We start from the raw sequence: 13,928 nt of genomic DNA on the forward strand, positions 1-13,928 counted from the left end.
CGCCTAGACGAACGCGAGGCAGACCGGGGTCGGCACCGGAGAGGCGCCGAGCCGCGTCAGCGAGCGGGAGCCCGCGTCGAACGCGAAGACGACGACCTCGTCGCTGTCCTGACAGGCGGCCAGCACCCGGTCACCGGAGGGCGCGAACACCAGATCGCGCGGCGCCCGGCCGCCCACTTCCACGACGCGCACGAACTCGAGCGTGGAGGCCGCCGCGTCGAACGCGAACACTCCGACCGTGTCATCTCCGCGATTGGTCACGAGCACCGTGCGCCCGTCGGCGGAGACCCGGACCGCGGCCGTCTGGTTGTTCGCTACCGACCCCGCCCGCTCCGGCCCGCGCGTGCCGAGGGACGCCACCTGCTCGAAGCGGTCGCCCTCCCGGCGCAACAGGACGAGCGTGCTGTCGAGCTCGTTGAGGAGGAAGAGGTGCACACCGTCCGGGTGGAAAGCCAGGTGACGGGGGCCGGCCGCTCCGACCGTCACGGTCGCCTCCGGCCGCAGGGTGAGAGCACCCGTCTCGGACAGGGCGTACCAGCGCACCTCACCCAGCCCGAGATCCACCACGACCAGGTCTCCCGACAGCGGGTCGAGGACGAGCTGGTGCACGTGCGGCGACTCCTGCCGCGGATGCGACCCGTGGCCTTCGTGCTGCACGAACGCCGTCCGCTCGCCTATCGAGCCGTCGTCGCCCAATGCGAAGACCGAGACGGAGCCGCCGACGTACGTGCCGGTCGCCAGCAGTCGCCCCGAAGGATGCACCATCAGGTGCGCAGGCGAGTCACCGCCGCTGGACACGCGTCCGAGCGGACTCAGCGTCCCGTCCGAGCTCCGGGCGAACGCCGAGACGCCGCCGTCGGGCCCGGTCTCCTCGACCGCGTAGACGTGCGCGCCACCGTCGGCGACGACCACCCACGACGGATTGGCCACCCGCGCCTCCACCGCGACGTCGACCACGGCGGTGCGGTCGAACCGGGCGGCGAGCAGGCCCTCCGCATGTCCGTCGACGTGCGGGAGCGCCTGTGTGTACGTGCCGATGAGGAGGTCGTGAGCCATCTCCTCATCCTGCCAGCAGGCCGACCACGGCGGCGCGCGCACCGTACACTTGACCGGTGCGCCTCGTGATTGCCAACTGCTCCGTCGACTACGCCGGGCGACTGAGCGCTCACCTCCCGCTCGCCAAGCGGCTGCTGATGCTCAAGGCCGACGGCAGTCTGCTCGTCCACTCCGACGGCGGGTCGTACAAGCCGCTCAACTGGATGAGCCCGCCGTGCACGCTCACGGTCGACGAGCCCGACGAACAGCAGCGGGAGGCCGGGATCACCCAGGTGTGGCGGGTCGCTCAGGCGAAGACCGCCGACCTCCTCATCGTCTCGATCCACGAAGTGCTGCACGACTCGGCGCACGACCTCGGCATCGACCCCGGGCTGCAGAAGGACGGCGTCGAAGCGCACCTCCAGAAGCTGCTGGCCGAGCAGATCCACCTCCTGGGCGATGGCCACGTGCTCGTGCGCCGCGAGTACATGACAGCGATCGGTCCCGTGGACATCCTCGCCAGGGACGAGCGCGGCGCCTCCGTCGCCGTCGAGCTCAAGCGCCGCGGCGACATCGACGGCGTCGAACAGCTCACCCGCTACCTCGAACTGATGAACCGCGATCCGCTGCTCGCGCCCGTGAGCGGCGTGTTCGCGGCGCAGGAGATCAAGCCGCAGGCCCGCACCCTGGCCGAAGACCGCGGCATCCGCTGCCTCGTGCTCGACTACGACGCCATGCGCGGCCTCGACGACAGCGATTCGAGGCTGTTCTGATGGCCGCACCGTCGGGGCGCTTCCCGCAGAGCTACGAGAACGGCCCGGTCCGCAAGGCCCTCGCCGAGATCGCGGCCGAGCCGACGCTCGAGCACTTGGAGGCCCTCCTCGGCGCCGCTCTGAAGGGCGGCCTCGTCGTCGACGTCACGGGATCGGATCCGGGGGAGGTGCGCCTGCGGACCATCGAGTCGACGGCCGGCGAGCCGGTCCTGCCGTTGTTCACCTCGATGAAGGCGTTGCGCGACGCCGTCGGCGCGGCCGGAGGCAAGGGCACCCGTGTGCAGGCCGTGATCGTACCGGCCGCAGAAGCGCTCGGGTACATCCACAATGCCGATTTCGTGGCGGTGCAGTTCGATCCGGGCGCGGCACACACCATGGTCGTCGCCCGCTCGCATATCGAGTCCGCTCTCAGCGAGCGCTGACGTCGCTCTCGAATACGTCACATACCATAGGACGGCTATGACCAACCCGACCACCACCACCCCGCCGACGGCGACCGTCGCACGCACCTGGACGTGCGTCCTCTTCGATCTCGACGGCACTCTCACCGACTCGGCGCCCGGAATCACCGCGTCGCTCGCGCGCATGTTCGAGACCCTCGGGCTGCCCGTCCCGACTCCGGCGGAGCTCGTCGAGTACGTCGGACCTCCGCTCCTCGACTCGCTGCAGTCGATGGCCGGCTTCGACGAGGCGGGCGCCCGCGCGGCCCTCACCGTCTACCGCGCCGACTACGCCGCCCACGGCGCCTTCGACAGCGCCGTCTTCCCCGGCATCCGCGGACTCCTCCAGCGGCTGCACGCGGCGGGCATCCCCCTCGCGGTCGCGACCAGCAAGCCGGAGACGCAGGCCACGCGCATCCTGGAGCACTTCGGGCTCGCCCAGTACTTCGACGTCATCGCGGGCGCCACCGACGACGAGAGCCGCAGCGCGAAGGCGGACGTCGTGGCGGAGGCGCTCCGTCGACTGACCGAGCAGGGGGTCGCCCTCGACCACACCGTCATGGTGGGCGACCGTCAATACGACGTGGAGGGCGCCGGCGAGCACGGCCTGCCCACGATCCTCGTCGAGTGGGGCTACGGGTCGCCCGCCGAGGCGGCGGGCGCCATCGCGGTCGTGCACTCGGCCGACCAGCTCAGCGCACTTCTGCTGGGCTGATTCGCCCCCACCGGCCTGTCGGAGGTCGCGCAGTAGGCTGGGGTGTTGCACTACCCACACGCATACAGCACTAGGAAGAATCATGCGCACCAACAGTAAATTGCTCGTCCCCGCCGCCATCGTCGCGGCACTCTCCATCGCCTCGCTCACCGGCTGCTCCGGTGGCGGGAGCGGCTCGAGCTCGTCGCCCACGGCGACGGCCTCGCAGGAGGCGACCTCCAAGTCGCTTCCGTCCGACTTCCCGAAGTCGGACGTCCCGATCGTCGACGGCACGATCATCGTCGCCAATGGCGACCACGACAACGGCTGGTCCGTCACCGTGCAGCCGAAGGACAAGAACGGCTTCGCCGACGCGAAGGCCGCTCTCGAGAAGGCGGGTTACACGGTTCAGGCCGGCGCGACCGACAGCAAGGCCGTGTACACGAACGCGAAGTACACCGTCGCCGTCGGCACCCCCGGCGTGGCCGTGACGTACATCGTCACCGCCAACTGACCGGCACCACCGCGGCCGCCGGGCACGCCTCCGCGTGCCCGGCGGCACTCACGCGTCGATGATGCGGACGAGCTCGTCGATGAAGGCGGTGAAGGTGTCGGCGCGGCGGATCAGCCCGAGCACGGCCTCCCGGTCGGAGAAGACCTCCACGAACTGGTCGAAGACGGTCTGGAAGGCGGCCCGCCCGCCCTCGGAGAACGCGATGAATGCGATCACGTTGACGCGCGCATCGCCCCAGTCCATCGCGGTGTCGTTGACGACGATCGCGATGGCCGTGCGCTTGGCGTTCATCGTCATCGCGTGCGGTACCGCGAGGGTGTCCGTGAACGCCGTCGACGACATCTGCTCGCGCTCGATCGCCTGCTGCACGTAGTCGCTGCCGATCGCGTCCGCCGCGATCATCCGGTCGCCGAGCGCCCGGATCATCGTGATCGCGTCGCGCGCATAGAAGTTGCGCAGGAAGAGGCTCTCGTCGAAGTACTCGAGCAGCTCGTTCTTGATCCCGGCGCGACGGCGCTGGCGCCGGATCCGCGCGACCGACTGGCGAATGTGCTCCACATCGGTTTCGGTGAGGAACGGCTGGACGATCACGGTGTTCTCGCGCCGTCCGCGCGGATCGATCGTCGTCAGAACGAGGTCGGCGTCGATCGACGACCAGTCGGCGTCGGTGGAGGTGATGACGCTCACGATGTCCAGTTCGTCACCGAGCGCGCTCTCGAGCTTCTCGCGCAGCAGGATGTGCATGTCGTAGTAGTTGGGGCAGACCACAGCGGTGCGGACGGCGTCCCGTCGACGCGACTGCTGCTCGAGGTAGGCGCCGACGTGCATCGCGATGTAGGCGATCTCGTCGTCGTTGACGGCGATGCCCTCGGCGGTCTGCAGCCGGCTCGCGATGTAGACGGCCAGTTCGTAGGTCATCGGGTACGAGCTCTTGATCGAGCGGGTGAGCGGGTTGCGGGAGTAGGTGTTCTCGTGTGCGCGGGCCACCAGGTTCTGAACGTGCAGGGTGAGACGCACGATGAAATCCTCGTCGCGGAGGTCGACCAGGTACTCGGTGGAGGCCCGCGCGACGATCCCGCGCACGACGGCCAGGTCCTCCTCGCTGACGAACTCCGCCACGCTCTCCGCGCCCGCGCCAGGCGCGATCACCCGGGTGCGCAGCAGGATCGCGAGATACCGGAGCTCGGTCCGGTCGAGCTCGACGTCGAAGTGCTTGTGCACGAGCTCGCCGAGGTCGTCGGCCAGTCCGCGCAACGCCTCCCCAGCATCGGCGGCTCCCGCTGCAGGGAGCACGCGGTCCTTCGCCACCCTGTCGAGTGCGACGGCCATGTGCAACAGGACGTCGTTGATGCCGTACTCGTTGACGAAGAAGCCGCGCGCGTCCAGCATCTCGACCAGGTCGGACTTGAACGCGGCCAGCCCCTCGGAGGCGAACGCCTCCTGGATGCGGGAGACGTCGACGACGCCCTGTCGCATCTCGTCGCGGAACAGCCGGCTGATGAGCTTGCGCCGGGCGATCTCCGGGCCGGTGAGGCGCGCGATGGCCCCGTGCCGATCGACCTCGAGCTCGGTGCCGGCGAGAAGGCCGCGCACTCGGGTCAGGTCGGCCTCGATCGTGGAGTCGCTGACGAACAGGCTCTCGGCCGTCTCGTAGACGTCGATCCCGTCCGGCTCGTCGAGCAGTCGGCGGGCGAGGAAGGCCAGCCGCTCCTGCGGCGATCCCACCGAGGGTGACCCCGCGGTCCCGGCTGCGAGGTAGGCGGCATAGGCGTCGGCTCTGACTCGATAACCGTTCGGCCCCGACTCGACGAGTTCGCCGAGCGCCGCCGCATAGCTGCGGATGCTGCGGGAGGTCACCCCGAGGTCGTGCGCCAGCTCGGCGGCGGTCACCCACGCAGCACGACGCGACAGGATGTCCAGCATCCTCGTCTGCTTCGCCGAGAGAGCCACCGGCCGCAACCACCTTTCCGCATCGAGTCAACCACTTGCCGGCGGTCGGCGCAGGAAGGCCGCGAGAGATTTCCTGCCCTCAGGAAGGGCGGCTGGCCGAGAGCCCCGCCGTGTCGGATGCGGTTCGCCGGCCGATCGCTCGCCCCTCGAACCATGTGAGCGGCAGGAACACGACACGGAACAGCGAACGCCACAGTCGCGCACCCGCTCTCTCCACCGCCAGATGAATGTACAGAGCGATGACGACGACGACGACGAACACGACCGCGATACCAATCCCGATCGATGCCGGATTCACCCACAGGTTCAGCAACGCGTATCCGACGACGGCATGGCTGAGGTACAGCGGATAGGTCAACGCTCCCATGAACCGACTCCCGGGGATGCGGATCGCGGCCATCCTCGGAAGCGTGAGAACGAAGATGAATGCGTACAGGAGGACCACCACAGCGCCCAGAACGACCGGGTTGGTCGAGTCTCCCTCACCGGCCGCCGCAGCGTGGCGGATCGTCGCGACGACGGCTCCGACGACGCTGGCGATCAGTCCGGCCGCGCGGTGCACACTCCACCCGGAACGCGAGATCAGCGCGACGATCGCGCCACCCGCGAACAGTGTGAAAAGGTCGCCGCAGAGGGGAAGCGCTGCGACGTCGGGATAGAAGACGGTGGTCGCGAGCATGCCGATCGCCCAGAACGGGAAGAATCCCTCGAGCCACTGGCGTCGTCCGATCACGAGGAAGAAGAACACCAATGCGTAGAACTGCAGTTCGAGCGTCAGAGTCCAGTAGACGCCGTCGAGGTGCGGCTGCCCGAAGACTCCCGGCATCATCGTGAGGTTGGCGAGGACCCTCGGGAGGAGCTCGGAGGGTGCCGATTGCGCGGTGATCAGCAAAGTGGCCGAGGTGAGCACGACCCCGGCCCAGAAGGCTGGATAGAGCCGCGCGGCACGCCCGGCCCCGAAAGCGGAGGCCGTGCGTCCGAATGCCGAGCGGAGGATGACGAAGCCGCTGATGAGGAAGAAGAGCTGGACGCCGAGGAACCCGTACGCCGCCAGCCAGCCGACGGAGGTCGACGAGAAGGCGACGATGGCGCCGTTCTCAGGCCCCCAGAACAGCCAGTGGTACGCGACGACCGAAAGCGCCGCCGCCAACCGGAGGAGATCGAGCGCAGCGATCACTGAGCGACCTCGATGGCGTCGATATCGGGTGCCCAGTTCCACCAGCCGGGTATCGATGACAAAGAGATCGTGTTCGATCCGGCTTCGAGATCAACGGTGATCGTTCGGAGACTCCAGTCGTCCCAGGACCGAGTGGGCGGGAATTCGACGAGGCGTTCCTCCCCGTCGTTCACACGGATGAGGGCCGATCGGTTCTGGAGGGACGAGTAACGGATGCCCACGGTCGTGGCACCCGCCTTCGCGGCCCAGACCCCGACGAAGGTCAGCGACGATTCGTCGCCGATGTTCCCGACGATCCCGCCGGTGCATCCCGGCGCCGTGCACGCCCTTCGAATCGCCGGCTCGAGGAGCAGGTTGGCTGGATCCTCCGCTTCGTACCTCCGGATCAGGGTCATTCGATCGATGTCCGGTGCGTAACCCTCGGTGGACGCGAGGACGATGGTGTGGCGGCCGGGCGCGAGCTTCAGCGGCACCTCGACGGAGCGCGGGACATTCCAGCCGTTCGGCTCGCCAGCGCCGCGGCCCGACTCGGGCAGGTTGACCGATCGAACAGGCACTCCGTCGATGGAGACGGTCAGTCCTCGCTGTTCGCCCGAGAGATACGCGATCCGGGCGGTGTAGGAGCCTTCGGCCTCGACATCGGGAAAAACGATCCCCGTCTGACCGACGTAGCCCGCCTTGGCGCCGCCGGAGCACGATGGGCACGGGGTGACGCGGGCGTAGCCGGTCATCGTCGCCGACTCGGCCTCGAGCACACGATTCGCCTTCACGACCTCCGGTGCTTCACCCGGCGTCAGGACCACCGTCGCACCACCGTGCTCGGCCAGCGTGAGGCTGAGCGCATCGCCCGCCGTGACGGTCGCCCGCTCGACGACGGGCTGACCGCTCGGGTCCCCGTCGCGATAGACGGTCGCCGTGTAGCTCCCGGCGGACAGGAACGCGAGTGGCACGGAGAGTTCCTTCGCCCCGTCGGAGATCGCACCGACCCACCAGGTCTCCCCGGATCGGCGTGCGAACACCGCGTGACTATCGGGCTCCGCGTCGAGCAGCCGGGATCGTTCCCACACCGTCGGGAGTGATCGCAGAGCGTCCAGACCCGTCCATCCCTCGTACGCCGTCGGCGAGTCCGCCAGGGTGGTGAGGGCGGAGGAGAAGGCGATCGCGAGCGCGAGCTGGTGCGACTGCGTCGTCAACGGAGACCCGAGCGAAAGAGCGACGGGCGTCGCGTCAGCGCTCCCCACCAGGCCGCGGACGAGCGCCATGTTGACGTTGTCGCGCGCGGACGACGGATTGCCGTTCTTGTATCCCTCGGCGCCGGCGACGCCTTCGCTCGTGAGCACGTGAGGATAGGTCCTCTGCTCACCGCCCGGCTTCGTCGAACCGTGGAAGTTCACCATGAGCTTCGCCCTCGCTGCGCCGATGCTGAGCCTGTCGTAGAACTGCATGATGTCGGCCCGGTCCGAATCGAAGAAGTCGAGCTTCAGACCCACAACGCCGCGAGCCGCGATCGCCTTCATCGCCGCGTCGATCTCGTCCTGGTCGAACAGCGTCTTGTCGGCCCGACGGAACTCGTTGCGGTGCATCCACACGAAGACCCCGACACCCCGAGCCGCGCCGTATGCGGCGATGTCCTCGATCTCGCTCCACGACGTGTAGCCCGAGTCGGCCGTCACATAGGGGAAGCCCAGCCGTTCCGCTGCATCCACGTACTCACGGTGGAGGGCGACGTAGTCCTCACCGATCATGTAGTACGCCCAGAACGGCCACAGTGAGATGCCCGGCTTGATCCAGTTCGCGTCGTCTCCCGTCAGTTCGGGCGCGGGTGGATCGTTGAGGTCGGTGAGGAGGCTCGAATCGGCCAGTGCGCCGAGTTCGCTGCCGATCCCGATCACCCGCCAGGGCGTGGCGATCGATGTCGAGAACGGCACGCGAACGTTGGCCGGCGTGGTGTCGAAAACGGCGGAGTCAGGGCCGGGCAGCGCCGTGTGAAGCACGCCGTCACCGTTACCGTCGGCGTCGAGTCGAACCGCCGGATAGGCGCCGCCCGCCCGGACATCCGCCTCGGTCAGCTGGAGCCACGGCCCACCGGGGGTGGAGACGAGAGCCGGCATAGCCAGCCGGTGGTGCCCGAACTCGCTGGTGGTGAGGCGTTGCGGCTTTCCCTCGTAGTTGCGCTCGTACTCTCCTGCCCAGAGCGTCGATCCGTCGTGCAGGTCGAATGCCGTCGCCTCGGACACCACGGCCGACGATCCCTCAAGGGACACCTCGTAGCGGAATGCGATGCCGTCGGAGGTCGCCCGCAGGTTGATCAGCAGCTCCGCCGAACCCTTGCGGAACGTGGCGACGAGCTCGTCCGTGATGGACGAGACGGGGCCGTTCACGGCTCCTCCCGGCTCGTACTCCTGGTCGAATCGGCGGTGCCGTGCACTCTCGAACATCAAGCCGGAGGAGAGATCGACCGACTCGGTCACGAGACCGAGACGCACAGCGTCGAGCACCGGCCTCCCGTCCAGAGCGACAGCGATGTCGAGCGAGCCGTCGGCTCGCGTGTTCAGCTCGGCCGAAATGCGCCCGTCGGCAGAAGCGATACCTTCTCGATGCTCGGCCGGCTGACCTTCGAACGCCGCGGCCGCGGTGGTGGAGGCGACCAACGCGAGAGCCAGCGTGGCCGTGACGACGGTGCGCGTCGCCCTGGACAGGGCGACTCGAGAGGCGGTGTAACTCATGCCTTAAATGTAGAGCATCAAAGCTCGGATGTTTATGCCTCAGGCATGAATGCCGTCTCCTGCGCGGCTTCCTCCCCCCAGGAAGAAACGCTGCTGGCACCGGAAGAAGACGCGGACGACGATGGTCACGATCCACCGGACCATCGGTCCAGCTCCACCCGTCACACCCGTTCCAGTGTCACCGAAAGGCAAGAGGTCGATGAAGATCATCGTTGTCTGCGGCGCGGGCGCCTCCAGCACCTTCGTCGCCGCGAAGCTCCGCTCCGCCGCCGCGGCGCGCGGCCTGCACGTGGAGGTCGCCGCGGGCAGCGCGAGTCAGCTCGAGTCGCTCACCGGCATCGACGTCGTCCTGGTCGGCTCCCACCTGGAGGCCGCCGTCCCGGGGCTGCGCGCCCGGGCCACCACGACCGGAACCGCCGTGGCCGTCCTCCCGCCCGTCTCCCCCGCATCGCTGGACGGCTCCAGCGCGCTGGACCTGGCCCTGAACGCGAAGACCGGGGCACGATGAGAACGAACGGCGCCGCGGAGTCGCGGCGAATTGTGCCACTGGAGAACGAAGGAGACCGAAACCATGGCTGAGCGGATCATCACCGTCGGATCGACCCACGGGCTGCACGCCCGTCCCGCCAAGCTCTTCGTCGAAGCCGTCGGCGCCTCCGGCGCGAAGGTGTCCCTCTCGAAGGAGGGCGGCCGCACGGTCGACGCGGGCAGCATCCTCGGAGTGATCTCACTCGGGATCGACCACGGCGACAAGATCGTGCTCACCACCGACGCGCCGAACGCCGAAGCAGTGCTCGACGACCTCGCCGAGATCCTCACCACCGACCACGACGCCTGATCATGACCGAGACCAGCACAGTCCTCACCGGAGCCGGCATCGGCCAGGGCATCGCCCTCGGCCCGGTCCTGCGGATGTCCGACCCGCTGCCCGAGCCCGAGGCCGCTCCCAGCACGCGCACTCCCGACGAGGAGAAGACGCGCGTCAGCGCCGCCGTCCGGACCGTGGCCGCCGACCTGCGCGAGCGCGCAGGCAAGGTCACCGGTACTGCCGCCGACGTGCTCGAGGCGCAGTCCATGATGGCGGAGGACTCCTCCCTCGCCGACGACGTCGCCACCCGCATCGACGGCGGCGCCACCGCCGAGCGCGCGGTGTTCGAAGGCTTCGGAGTGTTCCGCGACATGCTCATCGGCCTCGGCGGCTACATGGGCGAGCGCGCGACCGACCTCGACGATGTGGCCCAGCGCGTGATCGCGGCGCTGGAGGGGCGGCCCGCGCCCGGCGTCCCCGAGTCCGATGTGCCCTACGTCCTCGTGGCGACCGACCTCGCGCCCGCCGACACGGCACTGCTCGACCTGACGAAGGTGCTCGGCCTGGTCACCCGCGAGGGCGGACCGACCTCCCACACCGCGATCCTGGCGCGCGAGAAGGCGATCGTCGCGATCGTCGGAGTGGCCGGGGCCGACGACCTCGCGGAGGGCACCGAGGTGATCCTCGACGCCGGAGCCGGCACGGTCACCGTCGCGCCGAGCGACGACCAGAGCGATGACGCACGGCGACGCATCGCCGATCGCGACGCGGCCCTCGCGGGTGGACTCGAGCCGGGCGCGCTGGCCGACGGCACCCCCATCCCGCTGCTGGCGAACCTCGGCTCGGCCGAAGCGGCCGAGAAGGCGGTCGAGGCGGGGGCGGAGGGCATCGGCCTGTTCCGCACGGAGTTCCTCTTCCTCGACGCCCGGATGGCGCCGACCGTCGAGCAGCAGCGCGAGCAGTACGTCAAGCTGCTGCAGGCGTTCCCCGGCAAGAAGGTCGTCGTGCGCGTGCTCGACGCCGGTGCCGACAAGCCGCTGGAGTTCCTCAACGACGCACACGAGGACAACCCGGCTCTGGGCCTGCGCGGCATCCGCTCGCTGCGCGCCAACGAGGACATCCTGCGCGAGCAGCTGACAGCCCTCGCCGAAGCGGACGCCGCGACGGAGGCCGACCTGTGGGTCATGGCCCCGATGGTGGCAACCGTGGAGGAGACGCGGTACTTCGTGCGCCTCGCCACCGAGTTCGGGCTCAAGACCGTCGGCGTGATGGTGGAGGTCCCCTCCGCCGCACTGCTCGCCGACCGAGTCCTGCGCGAGGCGGCGTTCGCCTCCATCGGCACGAACGACCTGACCCAGTACACGCTCGCGGCCGACCGCCTCCTCGGCTCGGTCGCCGGCTTCCAGGACCCGTGGCATCCGGCCGTCCTCCGCCTCATCGGCGAGGTCGGTTCCGCCGGAGCCGCGCTCGGGAAGCCTGTGGGGATCTGCGGCGAGGCCGCAGCAGACCCGCTCCTCGCGGTCGTCCTCGTCGGCCTCGGCGCGACGACCCTCTCGATGTCGCCGGCGGCTCTCGCCGACGTGCGGCTCTCCCTCACCCGTTACACCCTCGACCAGGCCCGAACCCTGGCCGAGGCCGCCCTGGCCGCCGATGGCGCGGCCGAAGCCCGGGAGGCCGTCCGAACCACGGCCGCCGGGTTCACCCATCCCGACGCTGCCTAGCGCGGGCCGACACAGAAACGAGGCACCATCATGACATCGGCGACAGCGACGACGCCGAAGAAGCCCAGCAGCGCTCGCGTCCACGTGCAGCGCTTCGGGACCTTCCTCTCGAACATGGTCATGCCGAACATCCCGGCGTTCATCGCCTGGGGGTTCATCACGGCCCTGTTCATCGCGACCGGCTGGCTGAAGGACACCGGCTGGGCGATCAATGGAATCGTCGGCGGCTTCGGCGACCAGGCCAAGATCGGCTGGACCGGCGCCGCCACGGTGCTCGCCCAGGACCCGAGCGGCCACACGTTCCAGCAGTACGTGGGCCTCGTCGGCCCGATGATCACGTACCTGCTCCCCCTGCTCATCGCGAACACCGGCGGCCGCATGGTCTACGGCGTCCGCGGCGGCGTGGTCGGCAGCATCGCGACCATGGGCGTCATCGTGGGCTCGAACATCCCCATGTTCATCGGCGCGATGATCATGGGTCCCCTCGGCGCCTGGGTCATGAAGCAGGTCGACCGCCTCTGGGAGGGCAAGATCAAGGCCGGCTTCGAGATGCTGGTCAACAACTTCTCCGCCGGTATCGTCGGCATGCTGCTCTCGCTAGGCGCATTCTTCGGGATAGCCCCGCTCGTCGAGTGGCTGAGCTCCATCCTGAGCAACGCGGTCAACTGGCTGATCTCGGTGCACCTCCTGCCGTTCGCGAGCATCCTGATCGAGCCGGGCAAGGTGCTGTTCCTCAACAACGCCATCAACCACGGCGTGCTCACCCCGCTCGGCATCGAGCAGGCGCAGCAGCAGGGCAAGTCGATCCTGTTCCTGCTGGAGGCCAACCCCGGCCCCGGCTTCGGCATCCTGATCGCGTACTCGATCTTCGGTATGGGCATCGCCAAGGCGACCGCGCCGGGGGCCGCGCTGATCCAGTTCGTCGGCGGCATCCACGAGATCTACTTCCCGTACGTGCTCATGAAGCCGATGATCGTCATCGCGGCCATCCTCGGCGGCATGACCGGCATCGCGATCAACGTGACGTTCAACTCCGGTCTGCGTGCCCCGGCCTCCCCGGGGTCGATCATCGCCGTGCTGGTGCAGGCGCCGCTCACCAGCATCCCCGGCGTCGCCCTCTCGGTCGTCGGCGCTGCGACGGTCTCGTTCGTCGTCGCGTCGATCATCCTGCGGGCCAGCCGCCGTCGCGACATCGCCGCCGGCAACGTGGGCGACCTCACCGCCGCCGTGGCGCAGACCGAGGCCAACAAGGGCAAGGAGTCCTCGGTGCTCGGCAGCCTGGTCCAGGAGGGCGAGCACGACACCGGCGACGCCCAGGGCGACGCCACCGATCGACTGGTGCGCAACATCGTGTTCGCGTGCGACGCTGGGATGGGCTCGAGCGCGATGGGCGCGTCCGTGCTGCGGAACAAGTTCAAGAAGGCCGGCGTGGAGGGGGTCACGGTGACCAACCAGGCGATCTCGAACCTCGACGGCACGGCCGACCTGGTCATCACGCAGCGCGAGCTCACCGATCGGGCCAAGGGGCAGTCGCCGAACTCGGTGCATGTCTCGGTCGACAACTTCATGAACAGCCCCAAGTACGACGAGGTCGTCGACCTGGTCGCCAAGCAGAACCAGAACGCAACGGAGGACGCCACCAAATGACCGACACGATTCTCGACCGGGCGAACGTCGTGGCCGCGGGCAGCGCGACCACGCGGGAGGACGCGATCCGGGAGGCCGGCGAACTGCTCGTACAGGCGGGCGCCGTGCAGCCGGGGTACGTCGACTCGATGGCGCAGCGCGAGGCGACCGTCTCCACCTTCATGGGGAACGGTCTCGCCATCCCGCACGGCACCAACGAGTCCAAGGACGAGATCGTGCGATCGGCGCTCTCTTTCGTCCGCTACTCCTCGCCGCTCGACTGGGGCGGCGAGGAGGTGCGGTTCGTCGTGGGCATCGCCGGACGGAACAACGAGCACCTCGACATCCTGAGCAAGATCGCCATCCTCTTCTCGGAGGACGACGACGTGCAGAAGCTCATCGACGCGCCGGACGCGGACGCCCTGTTCGCGCTCCTCGGCGACGTCAACGACTGAGGCGGAGGC

Annotated in this window: 13 protein-coding genes; 9 read left to right on the top strand and 4 right to left on the bottom strand. The window is 68.9% G+C overall.

The features are described from left to right. Positions 1-3: 3 nt before the first annotated feature. Positions 4-1,056: a lactonase family protein gene (locus ASF88_RS17580; protein WP_055921804.1), complete on the bottom strand. Its 1,053-nt coding sequence runs from the start codon at positions 1,054-1,056 to the stop codon at positions 4-6. Positions 1,057-1,112: 56 nt separating this feature from the next. On the opposite strand from ASF88_RS17580, the gene nucS reads away from it, so the two are divergent. From nucS to ASF88_RS17600, 4 genes are all read left to right on the top strand, one after another. Continuing rightward, positions 1,113-1,808, top strand: coding sequence for an endonuclease NucS (gene nucS / locus ASF88_RS17585; protein ID WP_055921807.1), 696 nt, complete (start codon positions 1,113-1,115; stop codon positions 1,806-1,808). Then, positions 1,808-2,230: an SseB family protein gene (locus ASF88_RS17590; RefSeq protein ID WP_055921809.1), complete on the top strand. Its 423-nt coding sequence runs from the start codon at positions 1,808-1,810 to the stop codon at positions 2,228-2,230. The genes nucS and ASF88_RS17590 overlap by 1 nt, the downstream gene beginning before the upstream one ends. A gap of 37 nt (positions 2,231-2,267) precedes the next feature. Further along, complete coding sequence (locus ASF88_RS17595) at positions 2,268-2,963, top strand: HAD family hydrolase (protein ID WP_055921813.1); 696 nt, start codon at positions 2,268-2,270, stop codon at positions 2,961-2,963. Between the two features lie 82 nt (positions 2,964-3,045). Next, the gene (locus ASF88_RS17600; protein WP_055921816.1) at positions 3,046-3,456 is read left to right on the top strand and encodes a hypothetical protein; all 411 of its coding nucleotides are present in this window, start codon (positions 3,046-3,048) and stop codon (positions 3,454-3,456) included. A 48-nt stretch (positions 3,457-3,504) separates the two neighbouring features. Here ASF88_RS17600 and ASF88_RS17605 read toward each other — a convergent pair whose 3' ends face one another. The 3 genes from ASF88_RS17605 to ASF88_RS17615 all read right to left on the bottom strand — a co-directional run bounded on the left by ASF88_RS17605 (position 3,505) and on the right by ASF88_RS17615 (position 9,309). After that, positions 3,505-5,406 (bottom strand): BglG family transcription antiterminator, encoded by a 1,902-nt coding sequence (locus ASF88_RS17605; RefSeq protein ID WP_055921819.1) that lies wholly within the window; start codon positions 5,404-5,406, stop codon positions 3,505-3,507. Positions 5,407-5,485: 79 nt separating this feature from the next. Next, positions 5,486-6,583: an acyltransferase family protein gene (locus ASF88_RS17610; protein WP_055921824.1), complete on the bottom strand. Its 1,098-nt coding sequence runs from the start codon at positions 6,581-6,583 to the stop codon at positions 5,486-5,488. Continuing rightward, entirely contained in the window at positions 6,580-9,309 is a 2,730-nt protein-coding gene (locus ASF88_RS17615) for a glycoside hydrolase family 97 catalytic domain-containing protein (protein WP_055921827.1), read from the bottom strand. Before ASF88_RS17615 ends, ASF88_RS17610 begins: the two co-directional genes overlap by 4 nt. A gap of 199 nt (positions 9,310-9,508) precedes the next feature. Here ASF88_RS17615 and ASF88_RS17620 point away from each other — a divergent pair, with 199 nt between their 5' ends. The 5 genes from ASF88_RS17620 to ASF88_RS17640 all read left to right on the top strand — a co-directional run bounded on the left by ASF88_RS17620 (position 9,509) and on the right by ASF88_RS17640 (position 13,919). Beyond that, complete coding sequence (locus ASF88_RS17620) at positions 9,509-9,817, top strand: PTS sugar transporter subunit IIB (RefSeq protein ID WP_055921830.1); 309 nt, start codon at positions 9,509-9,511, stop codon at positions 9,815-9,817. Positions 9,818-9,880: 63 nt separating this feature from the next. Continuing rightward, complete coding sequence (locus ASF88_RS17625) at positions 9,881-10,147, top strand: HPr family phosphocarrier protein (protein ID WP_055921832.1); 267 nt, start codon at positions 9,881-9,883, stop codon at positions 10,145-10,147. 2 nt (positions 10,148-10,149) lie between these two features. Further along, entirely contained in the window at positions 10,150-11,838 is a 1,689-nt protein-coding gene (gene ptsP, locus ASF88_RS17630) for a phosphoenolpyruvate--protein phosphotransferase (RefSeq protein ID WP_055921834.1), read from the top strand. A 30-nt stretch (positions 11,839-11,868) separates the two neighbouring features. Next, the gene (locus ASF88_RS17635; protein ID WP_055921837.1) at positions 11,869-13,485 is read left to right on the top strand and encodes a PTS mannitol transporter subunit IICB; all 1,617 of its coding nucleotides are present in this window, start codon (positions 11,869-11,871) and stop codon (positions 13,483-13,485) included. Further along, positions 13,482-13,919, top strand: a complete 438-nt coding sequence (locus ASF88_RS17640; protein WP_055921840.1) for a PTS sugar transporter subunit IIA — start codon at positions 13,482-13,484, stop codon at positions 13,917-13,919. The genes ASF88_RS17635 and ASF88_RS17640 overlap by 4 nt, the downstream gene beginning before the upstream one ends. Positions 13,920-13,928: the final 9 nt, after the last annotated feature.

Origin of the sequence: Leifsonia sp. Leaf336 (assembly GCF_001423695.1) — a bacterium.
GTDB lineage: Bacteria > Actinomycetota > Actinomycetes > Actinomycetales > Microbacteriaceae > Leifsonia.